We start from the raw sequence: 19,442 nt of genomic DNA on the forward strand, positions 1-19,442 counted from the left end.
TCTGACCGCGTTCCCTGAGCAGGCTCGACCCAGCAACAACCCTATCTTTCTATGCCCGCTGCAACCGCTGCAACGCCACATCAATCTGCACATCACCCTGGGTGAGTTCAATTATCTGATATTTAATCGCCGGATTCTCAATCAACCCGACCAGCGTCGCCGCCACATCTTCACGCGGGATTTCCCCATACGGAATAGCGAGATCAGCATGCACCCGCCCTGTCCCGGCTTCATCGGTCAGCGTACCCGGCCGCAGGATCACCCACTCCAGCTTGCTCGCCACCAGCACGGCATCCGCCAGACGTTTCACCCGCATGTAATTCTCAAAACCCTCTGATGGCGTTTTACCACGGCCTGCATCCGGAAACGCCGAGACCAGCAGGAAGCGCGAGACACCCGCCTGCTCTGCTGCGGCTACCGCCAGCTTCAACCCTTCACCATCAATAGCATTGGTCAACTCGATCCCAGCACCGCCGGCACCCGCGGTGAAAACAACCACTTCGTGACCCGTCATTAAACCGGACAGTGCCGTCACGCTGAGTTGCTGAATATCACCCGCAACAGGCTTCGCGCCTGCGGCCTGAAGAGTTTCAGCCTGTTCCGGTTTACGGTGCAGCGCCGTGACCGCATGGTTTCTGCTGCTCAGCTGACGCGTCAGCTTTTGGCCAACCTTGCCCGCCGCCCCGATAATGAAACATGTTGTCATCGATCTGTTCCTCCATTCACTGATTCAGTGCCTGAGTATAGTCTCTGCCAGAAACGAAACAGGCGCCTGATGCGGCGCCTGCTGGGTTATTCCGGAATCACTTTTTCCGCTTTCAGCTTATCAAACAGCTGAGTAAAAGAGTCGAGCGTGCTGCGATAGCCGGTAAAGCCCGCTTTGCGGCTCTTACTCATATCAGTAAAAGCTTCCATCGGGCGGCCCAGGTCTGCATCGGTGTGCCACCATGAAGCCAGCTTAGTCACATCTGCCTCACGCAACTGATTCTGCTCTGCAATCGCCTGCCATGCACTGGCGGCTTCCTGCATACGATTTTCCAGCGGCATCATCTGCGCCGGGTACTCCGCAGCTTCAATACCGAAATAGTCTGCCAGTTTTGGCCACATCCAGTTCCAGCGGAAGACGTCGCCGTTTACGGCATTGAAATCCTCATTTGCGCCATTTGGTGAAGTGGCAGCCCAGTGCAGCTGCTCAGCCAGCAGGCCCGCATCGGTCATATCCACAATACCGCTCCACTGCTCAGGCGAGCCTGGGAAGATAAAGGGCCAGCCCTTCTCTTTGCACAACGTCGCGTAAACCGCCAGCGTCTGCCCCATATTCATCGCGTTACCTACGGCATGACCGATGATGGTATGCGGACGGTGAACGCTCCAGCGATAGTCATACTTCTCAGCGCCCGCGAACACTTCATCTTCCTGCGCGTAATAGAAGTTATCGACTGGCTGACGACCCTGCTCTTCGCGGAACGGCGTCACCGGCACCGCCCCTTTGCCGTAAGCTTCAAACGGACCCAGATAATGCTTCAGTCCGGTGACCAGTGCCACGTGTGAACCCTTCAGGCGATCGCCGAGTGCTTCAATCACATTGCGCACCATGCCGCCATTAACGCGGATGTTCTCTTTCTCATTTTCCTGACGCGCCCAGACGCTGAAGAAAAGCGCATCCGGTTTTACCTCTTTCAGTGCGTCACGAACGGCGTCAGCGTCGGTCAGATCGGCTGTCAGACTGGCTGCGCCTTCAGGAACCGCACCGCGTCCGCGTGAAAGACCGGTAACCTGCCAGCCTTCTGTTTGTAATTTCTCTGCTAGTGCGCGACCAATGACACCGCTGATGCCAACAATCAAAGCGTGCTTTTTCATTTGATTTCTCCTCGTTTTGCGTAATTCTAAGCCTAATAGAGAATTCAGTTCTTATCTCTGGCATTTATTCACAGCATTCTTAACCTGAGTTCATCAATCAATGCACGATCATCGCCTCAAAGATATTCTGCCGTTTGTTGCCAGCGTCGAGTGCGGCAGCTTTACCGCCGCGGCTGAGCGGCTGCATGTGACCGGTTCGGCAGTCAGTAAAAGCGTCAGCCGCCTGGAGACGCGACTGGGCTCGCGGCTGCTGGAACGCACCACGCGAAGCCTGCACCTCACCGACGCGGGCAGCGCCTATTATCAGACCTGCCTGCGCATCCTGGAGGATCTGGCCGAAGCCGAGGCAGTGCTGGCGGCGCAGCGCATCATTCCGTCCGGTCGTCTGCGTCTGGCGGTGCCCACGACCTATGGCCGTCTCAACGTCATGCCGCTCTTGATGCCATTTTGCCAGCAGCACCCGGAACTGGCGCTGAGCCTGAGTTTGTCCGATCGCTTTGTGGACCTGTTTGAGGAAGGCGTGGATGTGGCAGTACGGATCGGCGGTGCGCCTGACCTCCCTGCGTCCCTGGGATGGCGCAATATGGGCCGCGAGCAGATGCAGTTCTGTGCCTCTCCTGCTTATCTGGACCGTGAAGGTCGTCCGGAGAATGAGGCGGCGCTGCTGAATCATCCCGCCATCCTTTATGAGCGCGTGGATGGCTCGACCAAACCCTGGCTGTTCACCACAGAAGATGGTCAGCCACACTGGCGCGAGGTGCCGTTCAGGCTGGCAGTGGGCGACGTTGATGCGCAACTGCAGGCGGTCATCGCCGGACTGGGTGTGGCCCAGATGCCTTCATGGCTGATTCAGCGCGCCGTGGCAGCCGGCGAACTGGAGATTATCCTGCCGCAGTTACAACCTGACGGGCTGACGCTAAGCGTGGTATGGCCACGGCGTAAACAGTTTCTGCCAAAAGTAGACGCGCTGTTATCCGCATTAAATGCACTCACCATCCGCTAACCTCAACATTTCCCTTTCTTCTGGTCAGGATATTTCATCCTGACCCTGATTCGTCACACTCTGCTTTCCCGAAATTATTCCCATTTCGCCCTGACAAAAACATCGCTTTTTTATTAACGTGAATATTAACCCTCTTTAATCTAACGATTTTTATTACGCTCTGATGGAATCCAATCAAAATAAAAAAGGCGAAAGGGTTGAGCTCACATAATGAAAACTAAGTTTCAAATATAATTTAACCCGAAATAAAAATATCAGTAGGGTGATGGCTTCTTCATGTTCTGACGTTTTGTCTTTGCCGTAATGACCAGGAGTATTCATGGAAAAAGAACTTTATATTTCGTCGAACCCGGCCTCCGGTCCCAATAGCGCCACCCGCACCGAGCCTTTTGTGAAGATTATTGCGTTGGTTGCTACTTTAGGTGGGTTGCTATTTGGTTATGACACCGGTGTGGTCTCGGGTGCGCTGCTATTTATGCGTGGCGATCTGCATCTCACACCGTTTACAACGGGACTGGTGACCAGCTCCCTGCTGTTTGGCGCGGCCTTCGGCGCACTGGCGGCCGGCCATCTGGCAGATGGCCTGGGCAGACGACGCATTATCATCGCACTGGCGCTGATTTTTGCTCTGGGTGCGGTGGGATCAGCCCTGGCACCGGACGTCACCTGGATGATCGCCTCGCGTCTGTTCCTGGGGTTTGCCGTGGGCGGCGCGGCAGCCACCGTGCCGGTCTACATCGCGGAAATCGCACCCGCTAACAAACGCGGCCAGTTGGTTACCCTGCAGGAGCTGATGATCGTCAGCGGTCAGTTGCTGGCTTACATCTCAAACGCCACATTTAACGACATCTGGGGCGGTGAAAACACCTGGCGCTGGATGCTGGCGTTATCGATTGTGCCCGCCGTTCTGCTCTGGATCGGCATGATATTTATGCCAGAAACCCCACGCTGGCACGTAATGAAAGGCCGCAGTCAGGCCGCCCGTGAGGTGCTGGAAAAAACCCGCGCCGCTGAAGATGTTGAGTGGGAACTGGAGGAGATTGAGGAAACCATCGAAGAGAACCGCCAGCGTGGCAAAGGCCGCCTGCGCGATCTTGCGACGCCCTGGCTGATGAAAATTTTCCTGCTGGGCGTGGGCATCGCCGCCATTCAGCAGCTGACCGGCGTCAATACCATCATGTACTACGCGCCGACCATGCTGACCGCTGCCGGACTGAGCAATGATGCGGCGCTGTTTGCCACCATCGCCAATGGCGTGATTTCGGTGGTGATGACGCTGGTCGGTATCTGGTTAATCGGCAAAGTGGGCCGTCGCCCGCTGGTGTTAATTGGCCAGATGGGCTGCACCTGCTGCCTTTTCTTTATCGGGCTGGTCTGCTGGCTGATGCCGGAATACCTCAATGGCACCGTCAATCTGCTGCGGGCGTATCTGGTGCTGGCGGGCATGCTGATGTTTCTGTGCTTTCAGCAGGGCGCGTTATCACCGGTGACCTGGTTACTGCTGTCAGAAATTTTCCCCGCCAGGATGCGCGGCATCTGTATGGGCGGCGCGGTCTTCTCACTGTGGATCGCTAATTTTGCCATCTCTATGGCCTTCCCGCTGTTATTAGCCGCATTTGGTCTGGCTGGTGCCTTCTTCATATTCGCGGCCATCGGCATCGGCGGTTCTTTTTTTGTTGTGAAGTTTATTCCCGAGACCCGGGGAAGAAGTCTTGAGCAGGTTGAGCACTATTTCTATGCGCTTTATAACGTCAAAAAATAGTGCCTGCTGCGCAGTAAAAAAATAACGGCCCGCGTCATGACGCTGACGACCCGATTGCTATTAACACCGACACCCTACGTTCAAGGAAATTGTTATGAGCCTGAATATTCCCAACGCGCGCTTTTGCATCAACCGTAAAATAGCGCCCAGCCTCACCCTTCCGCAATTTTTTAACCTCGTCAGCCAGCTGGGTATTCATAATGTCGAGCTGCGTAATGATATGCCCAGCGGACGCGTTACCGACGATCTCAGCGGTGACGACGTCAGGGCCCTGGCGCGTGAGTCAGGTATTCGTATTGTCACCATCAATGCGCTCTATCCGTTTAACCAGCTGAATGAAGAGGTACTACAGCGCGCCCGCCAGTTATTAAGCGATGCACAGGCAGTTGGCGCGGAATCGCTGGTGCTCTGTCCGCTCAATGACGGTACGCCCATCAGCGCAGCCGATACCGTCGCTGCACTGAAAACCCTGGCACCGCTGTTCGCCGACGCAGGTATTCAGGGACTGGTAGAACCGCTGGGCTTTCCTCAGAGCTCACTACGTTCGGCAACTCAGGCGCAGACACTGATTCATGAAGCAGGCGTGCCGTTCAGATTACTGATCGATACCTTCCATCATCATCTGTTTGAGGATGCGGAAAAGACCTTTGAACAGGAGATCGATATCGGTCAGATCGGGCTGGTTCACCTCTCCGGCGTCACTGACCCGCGCCCGGTCAGCCAGCTCACCGACGAAGAGCGCATCATGCTCAGCGCGGACGACCGCCTGCACAGTAAGCAACAGGTTGAGCGGCTGGAGAAGATGGGCTACAGCGGCCTTTACGCTTTTGAACCTTTCTCGTCGGTAATGAACAGCTGGCAGGAAGCGGACATCACCCGCGAAATACGCGACAGCATTCGTTTGTTAAATCACTCAGCTTAAGGGAATCATCATGACAATTAACATTGGTGTTATCGGCACCGGCGCAATCGGCCGCGAACATATCCGTCGTTGCAGCACAGTGTTACAGAATGCGCGCGTGGTGGCGCTCAACGACATCAACCGCGACAACTGCCAGCAAATTGTGAATGAGCTGACGCCGGAAGCACGCATTTATGACAATGCGTTGGATCTCATTAACGATCCGCTGGTGAATGCGGTGCTGGTCACCTCCTGGGGGCCGACACATGAAGCCTTTGTGCTGGCCTGTATCGAAGCGGGCAAAGCGGTGTTCTGCGAAAAACCGCTGGCTGTCACCGCTCAGGGCTGTATGAATATTGTTGAAGCGGAGATTCAGGCGGGACGGCAGCTGGTGCAGGTCGGCTTTATGCGCCCTTATGATAGCGGCTACCGTGCGCTAAAAGCGGTCATCGACAGCGGTAAGATTGGTGAACCGCTGATGCTGCATTGCGCACACCGTAATCCGGAAGTGGGTGACAGTTACACCACCGACATGGCAATCACCGATACGCTTATCCACGAACTCGATGTGCTCCGCTGGCTGCTGAATGATGACTACGCCAGCGTACAGGTGATCTTCCCACGCAAAACCCGCAAGGCATCGTCACATCTGCGCGATCCACAAATCGTGCTGCTGGAGACAGCCAAAGGCGCGCGTATTGATGTCGAAATCTTTGTGAACTGTGAATATGGCTACGACATTCAGTGTGAAGTGGTGGGTGAACGCGGCGTTGCCCGCCTGCCGGAGCCCGTTTCTGTGCAGACACGCAGCGCGGCAAAACTCTCGACTACCATTTTGACCGACTGGAAAAAACGCTTTATCGATGCCTATGACGTGGAGCTACAGGCGTTTATCAACAACGTCATCAGCGGTGAGATGACGGGGCCCTCGGCGTGGGATGGTTACGCGGCGGCAGTCGCGGCCGATGCCTGTGTCGCGGCACAAACCTCTGGCGAGATTGTGCCGGTTAAGATGTCGGTTAAACCGGCGTTTTATCGCTGATAAAAACAACGCATGGCGGAGTCCGCCGTGCGTTCATCTTTTCCCATAGTCAGCGCATGGTCACGCGCAGGTAAATCCGACGACAAAGCAGGTGTTGGCTGCTGGTTTATCATGGTGCTGTGATCACAATGGCCACGCGGCGGTTTTGCGCACGCCCTTGCGCGCTGTTGTTGCTGGTAACCGGAGCACTCATCCCCAATCCACGCGTAACAATATTTCCACGGGGTATCGACGCACCTTCCGCCCACTGTGCCGCTACGGCATTCGCTCTTTTCAACGACAGCTGCTGGTTATAATCGGGTTTGCCATAATTGTCAGTGTGCCCATCGATGCGCACATGCTCAATACCGGTCGATGCCAGGTTTTTCGCCATCCCCTGAATATTACTTTTGCTTGAGGGAGTCAGTTCTGATTCGTTAACACCAAACAGGATTTTATCGGATAATCCCAACCCCCAGCCTTCACTATTTCGGGTAAATCCAGCACTTTTCATCGCGGCGATTTGTGCCTCACTAAAATGCTCTTTAGACTGACAACCCACCAAAGCCAGAGTCAGGAGCATCAGGGAAATATTCTTTTTCATATTCACGTCTCGTTCACGCCTTCATTAAACTTTATTTTTTCGCTTATTCTTATACATATTCATATCAGCACGTTCGAGGATCGATTCAACCGTATCACCCTGTTGTGACCACGCATATCCGATGGTCATTGAGGTTTTTATCGGCAAACCTTCTGCAATACTGATTTCTTCGCTGATGGCATCATGAATGTTCTGCATGAGTTGCTGCAATTGCTCATCACGGGTCCGGCTGCTCACCAGCATAGCAAATTCATCTCCGCCTAATCGGGCAACCAGATCCTGTTCAGATGCCTGTGATAAAAGGCGCGATCCTATCGCTTTCAATACCTCATCCCCGGCGGCATGTCCCCAGTTATCATTAATGCTCTTAAAACGATCGCCATCGAGAAATAACAGCGCAAAGCGCTCATTGGCAGATTGCAGAGCGAGGAGTTGTGTCAGTCGGGCGGAAAATGCAGTGCGGTTGGCAAGGCCGGTCAGCGGGTCTTCCAGCGCTTTAGCAGCCAGCGAGCGATTATCACGCATAAGCGAAGCCTTCAGCGATTGCATTTCCTTAAGCAGTGAATTCAGATCGTCTGAAAAGAGCTGAAACTCTTTAATTGGGCCACCCTGGATTCGCAGTGAAAAATCACCAGAATGGATCACATAGTGAATTGAGCTGGTAATGGTGCGCAGTGTTGCAACCATACCCCGATGCAGAAATTCACTCAGCAGAAGCGAGATAACCAGCACACAAAGCATGCCGCTGCTAAGAATCATAAATGAGTAACGAAGGAAGTTTAACGCGCCGGTCACCGTGCCTTCCAGCGTCAACGTCCCGACGACAGCATCAGCATGAATGATATTGACGTTAAGCGGTTTGATATAAATCCACTCGCGCAGTAAGCGTGAATACCAACCCGACGGTTCCTGTTGTGCATTCCACTGAACCAGAACAATGTGATCACGGGTAACCAGCTTCGCGGAAGCGAACATGCCTTCATTGCCAAGCCGTTCGATTTTATTACGTGCGTCGTAGCTGTCGGCAAAAACGGTAGCCGCAGTTAGCGTAGTACTTAGCGTCGAACCGATTAATTCGAGATTTCGTTTCTCATATTTTTTAATAAACAGCAGCGACGTTGATGAGAGCAATAACCAGCACAGCAGGAGTATCACTGCAGCGTTGATGGTGCTTATCTTCCGCAGTTTATTGCGGATGGACGATTTATCATGTCTTAATTTATCAAATTTCATCTTATTCGCCTCCCTCGCGGGAGAGCAAAAGCACATCAGGACTCACCCTGACACCGCTTCTGGCAAGGGAATCGAGGTTAACGGAAAAATGCGTATGATTAGGCTGAAAAATCATGCAAAACGCGGCACCCACCGTACACTCCGCATTATTCTCCGCGAGGCTAAGAACGGCTCTTCCTGTAAAATGCTGCAGAGAGTCAACCTGCTGCTGGGGCGTCTGATCGCCGAAATAAACAGCATCGCATCGGTGCATACTGAAGTCGTTAACAGAAGCAAGATACACAACAGTAAATGTCGCGGTTGAAGACGCAGGATTTTCCGGTAAAGAGAGATGTCGCGCTGAAGATAAAACACATAATTCTGGTCGTTTCACACCCGGCCAGTGGGTGAAACTGATAATACCACTGACAATGCGATTAGCTTTGCCATCCTGTATTTCGGCCCAGGCTAAATGAGGAATGACGATGAGCAGAAGAAACGTCAGGGCGATTGTGCAGATGTGTCGTAGCAGAAGCAGTGAAGCGACATGGTGATGGGTTTGATATTTATCTATCATACTGCGTTCCAGTAATACTACACACGGCAGGAAACCTGAATAAACGTCGAAATGTTAGCACAGCAGCAGTTACAAATGTTAACAAACTTCAATCACTATAATTTATAGCGGCCCTGATATTTATCTCAGCTTACACGCTCATTTGCGATTTTATCATCAGATTAAGCAAACCATCAGAAAAAGCGCAGCGTGACCTGCACGATTAAGCTTTTCCTTTGCCTCGTCTCTTCGTATCTGGCGTAAATATCGCGCATGTAATCAGTCAAAATAGGGTTTTAAAATGTCTTCTGTCCAGTGCATAAAAGCCCTGATACGCCGCGACAGATTGCGGCGGTGCGCGACCACAAATACGCGCTAAGCGGCTCGGGACGCAGATCGGGAAGCACTTCAACCAGTTCACCACAGCACACTCCCGCTCTGCTTTACTCTGCCAGACCTTGTCAGGCGCCTTTAACCGGCGTCGGTTTCCTGTGCGTGTTTTACATCAGAACAGCCTTCTGCCTGGGCAATTTTCAACAATCGATGAATAATCGCCCGCTATTCTCAGACATAGCCCATCATTTTTAACAGCGCCTGCACCTGATCCATTGCCTCGCTGCGATGAGAGACGCCCAGTTTTTGGTAGAGATTACGGATATGCGTTTTGATGGTGGTGGATGCCACCGCCAGTTCCCCGGCGATTTGATCGTTGCTGTATCCTGAATAGATCAGGCCCAGCACCTGCCACTCACGCTGCGTCAGTGGACTGGTACGTATCAGTTCCGGCACGTCAGGATGGTTGAGCAACCGGCTGACAAAACCTTCATCGAAATGGGCAAACTTATGTCGATGATATTTATTAATTTCAAGCAGGATGCGGCGGGCGCGGTGACTGTCCAGCTCATTCAGGGTATTTAGCTGAATCAGCTGCCGCAGTTGTTGCGCCATCATCTCGCCTTCAATGACAAAATGGCTGATAAATCCGGTGCTGCGTGCCAGTTTCAGCGCCTCAATCAGCACACGCTGCGCCTCCGCTTTGCGGTCAGTCTGCCAGTAGATCTGATTCAGCAGCAGCAGATTACGGTTTAAATCGCTCATCAGGCGCAGGGCACGGGCGTTCTCATTCAGTTCCTCCAGCACCACTTCTGCCTGGCTGACATCACCCAGCAGGATCTGTGCACGGGCAATGTTACGCCACTGTCCCTGCAGGAAATGGTTGTTAGCGAAAGCGGGTTTGGGTGTCTGCCGCATCCAGTCGCGTGCGTTCTGGCTGTCGCCGGTCATCTGCCAGTAGATCACCCGAACCTTATCGGCATTGGCGATCCAGTCACTGTGCCAGTTGCCGTTGTTCAGCAGGTTTTCCAGACGGTTCAGGTAGCTGCGGGCGTTATCAATGTTGCCGCGCGCCAGTGAGCACTGTACCAGCAGTCCCAGACACTGAATCTGCTGTTGCGGCTGGTAACCGTTCAGCACGTTGATCCCTTCGCGCGCCGCCTGCTCTGCCTCTTCCAGTCGGCCCCAGGCCCATAACAGCTGAGCGCGAATGCGCAGCAGAAACTCATGCAGCGGGAACTGCGCCAGATGCTGCTCTTCCACCAGCACAAAGGCGCGGCTCTGGATCTCATAGGCGGCCTGCAAAAAGCCCTGAGCAAACAGAATCTCGCTCTGCTGAATCATGCTCCAGAGCGCGTAGTGCCAAACCTCATCGCGACGCGCCATCTGTTCGGTCTGACGCATCAGCTTGAGTGAATCATCTAACTCACCTTTGCAGTGCATCACTTCGCCATGTACTGAGGTCGCTACAATACGGCTGTAGTGACGGCTGGCTGGCAGGGTGTCGAGCGCCACTTTCGCCAGCCGCTCCGCTTCGTCGGTATTGCCATCGTTGATCGCCACCTGGGCGCGCAACGCATTAAATTCACCGCGCAGAGCGGCATCAATCTCGCAGCGGCTGGCCTGTTCAAAACGTGCCAGCAGACTATCGACTTCAGAAAAGCGATGCTGGGTCTGCATCAGCCACGCCTGCAGCAGCACCAGCATAGGATTCTCCAGCATCATCTCCCACGGCAGCGCTTTCAGGGAGTTCTCCAGTAACGGCAGTTCGCTCTGATTAAACAGCGTCCAGGCGTGCTTCAGCAGCACATCCCGCAGCATGCTCGCGTCACCGGAGGCGAGCGAGTGGTGAATCGCCTCGCCAGGAAACCCCTGCGCCATCCAGCTTTCAGCCGCAGCCCGATGCAGCGCAGGCAGCTCTGCGGCCAGCTCCCACTGACAGCGCTGACGCAGAAAGTTCCCAAACAGCGGATGGTAGCTGAACCAGCAGCCGGAATCGTCCATGCGCTGCAGAAATAACCCCTGACGTTCAATCTCCTCCAGCCGCATCTGGCCGTTATCTTCGTGAGTTACGCAGGCTATCAGCTCATCGTTCATTGAACGCAGCAGCGCAGTTTTGAGTAAGAAATGGCGGGTGGAGAGATCGACGTTATCCAGTACCTCTTCCACCAGGTAGTCAGAGAGGTGGCTGGCATTAATACCTGAAAGCCGCCGGGCTGAATGCTGCGCAGAGCTGGCACCCTGTCGTGCCGACAGCACGATCAGTTGCAGTGCCGTCGCCCAGCCTGCGACATCATCACAAAGGCGGCTGCTCTCTTCGCTTTCCAGCGGCGCCGCCAGACGGCAGTCAAAGAACTGGCGCGCTTCCTGATGTGTAAATGCGAGCTGCTGGCTGCCCAGTTCAATCAGTTGCTCACGCACCCGCAGGTTAGCGATACCCAGCTGCGGCAGGTTACGCGACATCAGAATAAGCGTCAGATTCTCCGGCTGATGACGCAGGAAAAAGCGCATCGCGTCATGAATGACCGGATTGGTGATGAGATGGTAGTCATCAACAATCAGCCACAACGGCTGCTGCCACTCCACCAGTTCGATAAAAAGCTGAGAAAACAGTGCATTGAGATTCACATATTGCCGCTTCTGCGCCAGCAGCTCAGTGCGGGGACAGCCGCCATGTGTGGCCTGTTGCAGTGCAGCTATCAGGTAATCGACAAAGCGTTCCGCCTGATTGTCGCCCTCGTCCAGAGATACCCAGCCCAGATCGCGCTTTCCCGCCGCCCACTGAGATACCAGTGTGGTTTTGCCGTAACCTGCCGGACTGGTGACCAGTACCAGCCGATAGTTACCGGCAGCGGTGAGCTTTTGCAGCAATCTTTCACGGATGACGGTGCCTTCAAGACGGACCGGGCGGCTGAGTTTGGCGGGTATTAACATGGGCGCGCGTTTCTCCATTCGTCGAGCGCATCATTATTTTACGCTTCGTAATTATTCCTTACACAGGTTCAGCATTTCGTCTGATGAATGCAAGCAAACCCATTAACTAAACTTTACAAAAGCGTGCGCAATCACACTCCTGCGTCGATTTAGGAATAGCCTCATTCTCTCCACCCTCCCTATCCTCCTGCCCTAATCCTTTTCGGGAGGATGAGTGATGATTTCCGCCCGGGCACACTGTGACCACAATGACCCACTTTCTTTTTTTCAGGACATCAATCATGACACAGCCCGATTTTAACCCGACTCAGTTTACTGCTGCCCTGACCCGTCAGTGGCAGCGTTTTGGCCTGCACGACGCGCAGGAGATGAACCCGTCGCAGTGGTGGCAGGCCCTCAGCGGTGCACTGGCCGATATGCTGGCGGCGCAGCCAGCTCGCCCGGCTACAACTGAACTGCGCCATGTTAACTATCTGTCGATGGAGTTTTTGATGGGTCGCCTGACCGGCAACAATCTGCTGAATCTGGGCTGGTATGACGCGGTGAATAATGCGCTGGCCGCCTGGAATGTCTCACTCACCGACGTGCTGGAAAACGAAACCGATCCGGCGCTGGGCAATGGCGGTCTGGGTCGCCTGGCGGCCTGTTTTCTGGATTCCATGGCAAATGTGGGTCAGCCTGCCACGGGCTATGGTCTGAACTACCAATATGGTCTTTTCCGCCAGCGTTTCGAACAGGGCGCGCAGATTGAAGGGCCGGATGACTGGCAGCGCGATCGCTATCCGTGGTTTAACCATAACGCCGCGCTTAACGTGCGCGTCGGTCTGGGCGGTAAAGTGATCAGTGTCGAAGGTGAGCCGCAGTGGCAACCGGCATTTGAACTGGTCGGTGAAGCCTGGGATCTACCGGTAGTAGGTTATGAGAATGGCATCAGCCAGCCATTGCGTTTATGGCAGGCGAAACATGCGCAGCCGTTCAACCTCAGCCGCTTTAACGACGGCGATTTTTTGCGTGCGGAGCAACAGGGCATTGATGCAGAAAAACTCACCAAAGTGCTCTACCCCAATGACAATCATCAGAACGGTAAAAAACTGCGTCTGATGCAGCAATATTTCCAGTGCGCCTGTGCGCTGGCTGACATTCTGCGTCGTCACCATCTGGCCGGACGCAACATCGAAACCCTGGCTGACCATGAAGTGATCCAGCTTAACGACACCCATCCGACGCTGGCGATCCCGGAGCTGATGCGTCTGCTGCTGGATGAGCATCAGCTTAGCTGGGATCGCGCCTGGCAGATCACCCAACACACCTTTGCCTACACCAACCATACGCTGATGCCGGAAGCGCTGGAATGCTGGGATGTGCGACTGGTGCGCAGCCTGCTACCGCGCCATATGATGATCATTAATACCCTGAACGCGCAGCTGAAAACGGCAGTCACCGCACGCTGGCCGGATGATGACGCAAAATGGGCAAAACTGGCACTGGTGCACAATAACCAGCTCCGCATGGCCAACCTTTGCGTCACCAGCGGCTTCGCGGTCAATGGTGTGGCGGCACTGCACTCAAAACTGGTAGTGCAGGATCTCTTCCCGGAATATCACCAGATGTGGCCGGAAAAATTCCATAACGTGACCAATGGCATTACACCGCGCCGCTGGATTAATCAGTGCAACCCGGCGCTGAGTGCGTTGATTAGCCGAACGCTGCAAAAGCCCTGGTTGAACGATCTTGATGCCCTGCAGGGACTGGAAGCTTTTGCGGATGACGCCACGTTCCGCGCGGAATATCGCGCCATCAAACAGCAGAATAAGCAGGCACTGGTCGGGTGGATCAAAAACCGGACGGGTATTGAGATCAACCCCACCGCGCTGTTTGATGTACAGATTAAGCGCCTGCATGAGTACAAACGTCAGCATCTGAGCCTGCTGCACATCATTGCACTGTGGCAGACGCTGGTCACCGATCCGCAGGCGAACCGTGCACCGCGCGTGGTGCTGTTTGGTGCCAAAGCCGCGCCGGGCTATGCGCTGGCGAAAAACATCATCTACGCCATCAACAAAGTGGCCGAAGTGATCAATCAGGATCCGCGGATCGGCGACCGCCTGAAGGTGGTGTTTATTCCCGATTACAACGTCTCCGTCGCCGAGCGCCTGATTCCGGCCGCCGACCTTTCTGAACAAATTTCTACTGCCGGTAAAGAGGCCTCCGGCACCGGCAACATGAAGCTGGCGCTTAACGGTGCGCTGACCATCGGCACACTGGATGGGGCAAACGTCGAGATCGCCGAACAGGTCGGCAGCGAAAATATCTTTATCTTTGGGCATACCGTGGAACAGGTGGTGGCGTTAAAAACGGGCGGCTATGCCCCGGATCAGTGGCGCAAAAAAGATCCACAGCTCAATCAGGTGTTACAAGCGCTTGAAGATGGCACCTTCAGTCAGGGCGACCTCCACGCTTTTGACGCGATGCTGCACAGTCTCGGCCCGGAAGGCGGCGATCCGTATCTGGTGCTGGCTGACTTCCAGCCCTACCTGGATGCGCAGGCGCAGGTTGAACGGCTGTGGAGCGATCAGGAGGCCTGGACGCGTGCCACTATCCTCAATACCGCACGCTGTGGCATGTTCAGCTCTGATCGGGCGATCCGCGATTACCAGAAGCGCATCTGGCAAGCGAAACGCTAAGGAAAGCCATGAAAACAGAAACGGTTATGGATGATTTTTCTCTGGCAGGCATCGCTGCTGAGTATATCAATGCGCACGGCAAGCCACAGGCGATCCCGACCCTGACCCGCCAGCGTTTGCTGGCGGTGATGCAGACTCCCCATCCGCTGAGCACGCCGCTGCCACCGGCGGTGATTTTCCGCAGCGGCGATCTGCTGAGCCTGTCGCCTCAGCTGAGTGACGATGCACACTGGCATCTCACCCACGAGTCGGGTGAGATGAGCTCAGGTCGCTGCCAGCCTGCCCAGCCACTGCATCTGCCGCCGCTGCCCGAAGGCTATCATCAGCTGACGCTGCAACAGGGCACGCAGCAGTGGTCGTGCCGGGTGATTATCGCCCCGGCCCGCTGCTATGAACCGCCGGCACTGTTGAAGGGTGAATCATTGTGGGGCGCCTGCGTGCAGCTCTACACCCTGCGTTCTGCGCAGAACTGGGGCATTGGCGACTTTGGCGACCTGCGCCGGATGCTGCCAGACGTTGCGGCACGCGGCGGCGCGTTTATCGGCCTTAACCCTATCCATGCGCTGTTTCCCTCCAGCCCGGAAAACGCCAGCCCTTACAGCCCCTCGTCCCGGCGCTGGCTCAATGTGCTTTACATTGATGTGGCCGCGGTCACTGACTTTCAGTTGAGCGCGGTCGCGCAAACCTGGTGGCAACTGCCCGAAACGCAGCAGACGCTGGCGCAGGCTCGCGCAACTGAATGGGTCGATTATGCCGCGGTAACCCGGCTGAAAATTCAGGCGCTGAGCCTGGCGTGGCCGCAGTTTATCCAGCGTGATGCCGCTGATCCTGAGGTGCAGGCGTTTAATGCGTTTATCCAGGAAGGTGGCGAAAGCCTGCAGCATCAGGCGCTGTTTGATGCGCTGCATGCCGACCAGATGGCGCAGGATAGCGGGCGCTGGGGCTGGCCGGTCTGGCCGGAGGCGCTACAGCATCCTGGCAGCCCTGCGGTGCAGACCTTTTTAAAACAGCATCAGGATCAGGTGCGCTTCTGGCTCTGGCTGCAGTGGCTGGCCGCGCAGCAGTTTGAAAACTGCTGGAACAGCTGCCAGCAGCAGCAGATGCCCATCGGACTGTACCGCGATCTGGCGGTGGGCGTCGCGCAGGGTGGCGCAGAGACCTGGAGTGAGCGGGATCTTTACTGCATGAAGGCCAGCATCGGTGCACCGCCTGATATTCTCGGCCCACGCGGTCAGGATTGGGGGTTGCCGCCCATGGATCCGCAGGTGATGCGTCAGCGTGCCTGGGAGCCGTGGATTGCCCTGCTGCGCGCCAATATGCGCCACTGCGGCGCACTGCGTATTGATCATGTGATGGCGCTAATGCGGCTGTGGTGGATTCCCGCTGGCGAAGGCGCGAGGCACGGGGCGTATGTGCACTACCCGATTGACGATCTGCTGGCGATTCTGGCGCTGGAAAGCCAGCGTCATCAATGCATGGTGATTGGCGAAGACCTGGGCACCGTGCCGGAAGCGATTGTCGATAAGCTGCGGGATGGCGGGGTTTACTCCTACAAAGTGCTCTGGTTCGAACAGACCTCCGAAGCCGGTTTTCGCCCGCCCGCCAGCTGGCCACGGCAGGCAATAGCCGTTGCCACCACACACGATCTCCCGACACTGCGCGGCTGGTGGCAAAGTGACGATCTGACAACTGGCGCACAACTCGGTCTTTATCCGGACAAAGTGGTGCTGGCCGGACTGTATCAGGAACGAACGAGGGCAAAGCAGGCGCTGCTGAACAGTCTGCATCGCGTGGGCGCGCTGCCGAAACGTGCCGGACGTGATGCACGCCGTACCGGTATGAGCAAGGCATTAAACCGGGCGATGCAGCGCTATCTGGCCGACAGTCACAGCGCCCTGCTGGGACTGCAACCGGAGGACTGGCTGGATATGGCCGCGCCGGTGAACATCCCTGGTACCAGCGACGAATACCCAAACTGGCGACGCAAGCTGAGCGTGCCGCTGGAGGCGCTGTTCAGTAATTCGGAGACCGAAAGGTTGTTGCGCGATTTGACGGCGCGACGGAAGCGGTCAGTGCGTGGTTGAAGATTAACGCGTGACTCAGACGCGTGTCTGACGCCGCCTGATTTACATAATTTTCAGTTATTACAGCGTGCGGACCGCCAACGGCTCGCACGCTGCTATTTTACTCAGCGCCTTTCATCAGAGATGAATTACCCCTGAGCAAGGCGTCTGAAAACACAAACAGGATCGTGGTCAGGATTTATGACACTTACGAGTTTGTATTATCCCAATCCTGAGATTGCTTTAACAGCAATGCCCAGTCGTCTGGTGGGTAGCCGTTATGCAACATTCCTGAAAATACTTTATAAGCGTCACGTTTACTGCCATAGGCACGTTTGGTCTCGGCGTCATTCATCCATGCAAGGATAATGGTTTTATGTTGTTCGCTGAATCTAAAGAACAAACGATACTGCATTAAAAACTTCGCACGGAACCAATGCTTATTTTGTTCTCCCAGCGTATCGCCCTGGCGAAACTTTGCATGATGTGAATCGGCGCAAATCTCACTATTGATAACTTTAAACACCGCGGCTAAAAGCTTAGTCGTCGCTATTCGCTGGTAACTTTCAGGATATTTAGCCCTGAGTGACTCCACTTCATTGGTCAGCGCAATCAGCTGTGATTCAAAACAGGGATGAACATAAACGTGCCATCCATTCATAACCGTGCCATCTTCCATACCTGATTACTCATCGTCCATGAGTGGAGCATCCAAATCAACGTCCATACCTTCGGTCAACGAAGTAATGCGAGTTAATAATCCTCGATCAAGCGTTTTGATATTTGAAGGCGTGTTGCACATATCAGCAGCAAGAAAACTCAGAAAGCTCGCCATCACCGGATCATCATCAGTCACCGTTTCCTGACGGGTAATAAGGACTTTGCCGCCAGGCAGAACAGCGTATTCGATATTCTCACCAGGTTGCAGATTCATCGCATCACGAACTGCGGCAGGGATCGTGGTCTGGCTGCGGGCTGTCAGTTTTGATGTAGCGCGCAGAGAGATGTTGGTATGGGTCAGCGTTCCCATTTCAGATTCTCATCAGGAAAAATAAGATAACGCAACAGTAATGCAAGTGCATTGGCAATGCAAATGCATTGATCGCGACAACCACGACTGTTTTGTTACTCAGTCACCACTAAAAGTTTCTGATTACTCTTTTCCGTATCGCCTGAAAAGTGACACCCTGTTTTACTTCCTGTCAGATATCACACTCTTCGCGGCTGATATGCACAGCAGCAGAAATACTCCGACGGGTGATAACCCCAGGTTCACCCGCCATCACGATACCCATGATTTCAGAAAGATATTTCGGGCCTGAGTTGCCATGTAACTTCGCCTGAAATCGCCAGAAAATTCATCCCTGAAACAGCTCAGGTAGCCTATATTCATCGAACGCTATTGCCCACAGCCTGACTTACGCAATGCGTAAAGCCACACAAAAAAAACTGCAATCAGGATCTCCACAACAAAAAAAGGTGCGCCGCAGCGCACCAGATGGGACAACATCAATAGCGTTGGGGCAGCTTCACCCCTTGCCTTTAACACTACTGATAAAGGTCTGCCGTGCAGAGGTGGAACCCAGGCGCTCGGCTTCATCCAGCAGTTTCAGCGCCTTGTCGATATTGCCGCTGTTCACCGCCTGGGTGATCTTCTGGTTAAAGTAACTCTCGGTGTCGCTCATGATCGGTTCCGCACGGTCTTTTGGCGCGGGCGCTGCAGCGGGTGCAGGCGCCGGTGCTGCGCTGTACGCTGACGCAGGTGCAGTATTGCCGACGGTGACGGCACTCGCGCCGGATGAACCAAACAGCGGCCCGACAAGAATCGAGGAGCCGGAACTGGTCTGCATCTTCAGCTTGATCGTGCCTTCGCGGCTATGGCTGGCGATCGGATCGGGAATATCCGGTACCGCATGGCCGGTGCCCTGGGCGTAAGCCTTGGCAGGATCAAGCAGTGTGGTGGTCTGGGTCAGATCGCTGTCGGTGGTGAATACCAGCAGGTAGATTTTTTGCTGGCCCAGCGCCGGGGTCAATTTCATCACCCCTTCCAGCCGATCTGCCGCCATTACGCCCGGCTTCTGATAAGTGAAATAGCGGCTGGGGAACCAGGCCGCAGGACGCAGGTTTTCATCCAGCACCAGCACGTTCGGTGCGAAAACCTTACCGTTTGCCACTTCACTGCTCAGCGTCAGCGTCAGTTCGCCGATATTTGCCGGCAGACTGTAAGCCGCGACCGGCCCGGCAATGTGAGGTGCATTCAGCGTCTGTCCACTGTTGGCGAGTTTTGTAGTCTGCGTCTGAGAGGCCGCCAGCGGCTGCCAGCTCAGGCGTTGGAGGGATTCAGGTGCGACGACCGGTGCAGAAGAGAGATCCTGCGGCACCAGATTGACCTCCGCCAGGGCGGGAAGCACATGTCCTGTCAGTAACGCCGCACCCAGGCAGAGTGCAGCCAGCTTTTTCATTTTCATTATGCGTACCTTATTGCAGGTCGCGGCGTGAACCAGGCAAT

15 protein-coding genes and 1 pseudogene are annotated in these 19,442 nt (G+C 54.9%); 6 read left to right on the plus strand and 10 right to left on the minus strand.

Annotated features, from left to right (window positions below; genetic code table 11):
* Positions 1–49 precede the first annotated feature (49 nt).
* Both IAI47_RS20440 and IAI47_RS20445 read right to left on the minus strand, forming a co-directional pair.
* Positions 50–706 carry an SDR family oxidoreductase gene (locus IAI47_RS20440; protein WP_008924710.1) on the minus strand — a complete coding sequence of 219 codons (657 nt, stop codon included), beginning with the start codon at positions 704–706 and terminating at the stop codon, positions 50–52.
* Between the two features lie 86 nt (positions 707–792).
* Positions 793–1,860 (minus strand): SDR family oxidoreductase, encoded by a 1,068-nt coding sequence (locus IAI47_RS20445; protein WP_008924711.1) that lies wholly within the window; start codon positions 1,858–1,860, stop codon positions 793–795.
* Positions 1,861–1,960: 100 nt separating this feature from the next.
* On the opposite strand from IAI47_RS20445, the gene IAI47_RS20450 reads away from it, so the two are divergent.
* The 4 genes from IAI47_RS20450 to IAI47_RS20465 all read left to right on the plus strand — a co-directional run bounded on the left by IAI47_RS20450 (position 1,961) and on the right by IAI47_RS20465 (position 6,568).
* Positions 1,961–2,863, plus strand: a complete 903-nt coding sequence (locus IAI47_RS20450; protein ID WP_008924712.1) for a LysR family transcriptional regulator — start codon at positions 1,961–1,963, stop codon at positions 2,861–2,863.
* A gap of 319 nt (positions 2,864–3,182) precedes the next feature.
* A complete protein-coding gene (locus IAI47_RS20455; RefSeq protein ID WP_008924713.1) occupies positions 3,183–4,625 on the plus strand; it encodes a sugar porter family MFS transporter in 1,443 nt (480 codons plus the stop codon).
* A 94-nt stretch (positions 4,626–4,719) separates the two neighbouring features.
* Positions 4,720–5,547 (plus strand): TIM barrel protein, encoded by an 828-nt coding sequence (locus IAI47_RS20460; RefSeq protein WP_008924714.1) that lies wholly within the window; start codon positions 4,720–4,722, stop codon positions 5,545–5,547.
* Positions 5,548–5,557: 10 nt separating this feature from the next.
* Entirely contained in the window at positions 5,558–6,568 is a 1,011-nt protein-coding gene (locus IAI47_RS20465) for a Gfo/Idh/MocA family protein (protein ID WP_008924715.1), read from the plus strand.
* 109 nt (positions 6,569–6,677) lie between these two features.
* Here the strand turns inward: IAI47_RS20465 and IAI47_RS20470 are convergent, their stop codons facing one another.
* The 5 genes and pseudogenes from IAI47_RS20470 to malT form a co-directional block, all read right to left on the minus strand.
* Complete coding sequence (locus IAI47_RS20470) at positions 6,678–7,151, minus strand: OmpA family protein (protein ID WP_008924716.1); 474 nt, start codon at positions 7,149–7,151, stop codon at positions 6,678–6,680.
* A gap of 24 nt (positions 7,152–7,175) precedes the next feature.
* Positions 7,176–8,384 (minus strand): diguanylate cyclase domain-containing protein, encoded by a 1,209-nt coding sequence (locus tag IAI47_RS20475; RefSeq protein ID WP_008924717.1) that lies wholly within the window; start codon positions 8,382–8,384, stop codon positions 7,176–7,178.
* A gap of 1 nt (position 8,385) precedes the next feature.
* Positions 8,386–8,940, minus strand: a complete 555-nt coding sequence (locus tag IAI47_RS20480) for a YfiR family protein (RefSeq protein ID WP_008924718.1) — start codon at positions 8,938–8,940, stop codon at positions 8,386–8,388.
* 258 nt (positions 8,941–9,198) lie between these two features.
* A pseudogene (locus IAI47_RS22115) lies at positions 9,199–9,341 on the minus strand (transcriptional regulator); the annotation flags it as partial.
* Positions 9,342–9,483: 142 nt separating this feature from the next.
* Positions 9,484–12,186 (minus strand): HTH-type transcriptional regulator MalT, encoded by a 2,703-nt coding sequence (gene malT, locus IAI47_RS20485; protein ID WP_008924719.1) that lies wholly within the window; start codon positions 12,184–12,186, stop codon positions 9,484–9,486.
* A gap of 281 nt (positions 12,187–12,467) precedes the next feature.
* Between malT and malP the strand changes: the two genes are divergently transcribed.
* Together malP and malQ are read left to right on the plus strand one after the other, a co-directional pair.
* The gene (gene malP / locus IAI47_RS20490; RefSeq protein ID WP_187961286.1) at positions 12,468–14,870 is read left to right on the plus strand and encodes a maltodextrin phosphorylase; all 2,403 of its coding nucleotides are present in this window, start codon (positions 12,468–12,470) and stop codon (positions 14,868–14,870) included.
* A gap of 8 nt (positions 14,871–14,878) precedes the next feature.
* Complete coding sequence (gene malQ / locus IAI47_RS20495; RefSeq protein ID WP_008924721.1) at positions 14,879–16,954, plus strand: 4-alpha-glucanotransferase; 2,076 nt, start codon at positions 14,879–14,881, stop codon at positions 16,952–16,954.
* A 187-nt stretch (positions 16,955–17,141) separates the two neighbouring features.
* Here the strand turns inward: malQ and IAI47_RS20500 are convergent, their stop codons facing one another.
* The 3 genes from IAI47_RS20500 to malM all read right to left on the minus strand — a co-directional run bounded on the left by IAI47_RS20500 (position 17,142) and on the right by malM (position 19,401).
* Complete coding sequence (locus tag IAI47_RS20500; RefSeq protein ID WP_008924722.1) at positions 17,142–17,612, minus strand: type II toxin-antitoxin system YhaV family toxin; 471 nt, start codon at positions 17,610–17,612, stop codon at positions 17,142–17,144.
* Positions 17,613–17,618: 6 nt separating this feature from the next.
* Positions 17,619–17,963, minus strand: a complete 345-nt coding sequence (locus IAI47_RS20505; RefSeq protein WP_003851503.1) for a type II toxin-antitoxin system PrlF family antitoxin — start codon at positions 17,961–17,963, stop codon at positions 17,619–17,621.
* 499 nt (positions 17,964–18,462) lie between these two features.
* Entirely contained in the window at positions 18,463–19,401 is a 939-nt protein-coding gene (gene malM, locus IAI47_RS20510; RefSeq protein ID WP_008924723.1) for a maltose operon protein MalM, read from the minus strand.
* Positions 19,402–19,442: the final 41 nt, after the last annotated feature.

It is taken from the genome of Pantoea sp. MT58, from assembly GCF_014495885.1.
GTDB classification, from domain to species: domain Bacteria; phylum Pseudomonadota; class Gammaproteobacteria; order Enterobacterales; family Enterobacteriaceae; genus Pantoea; species Pantoea eucalypti.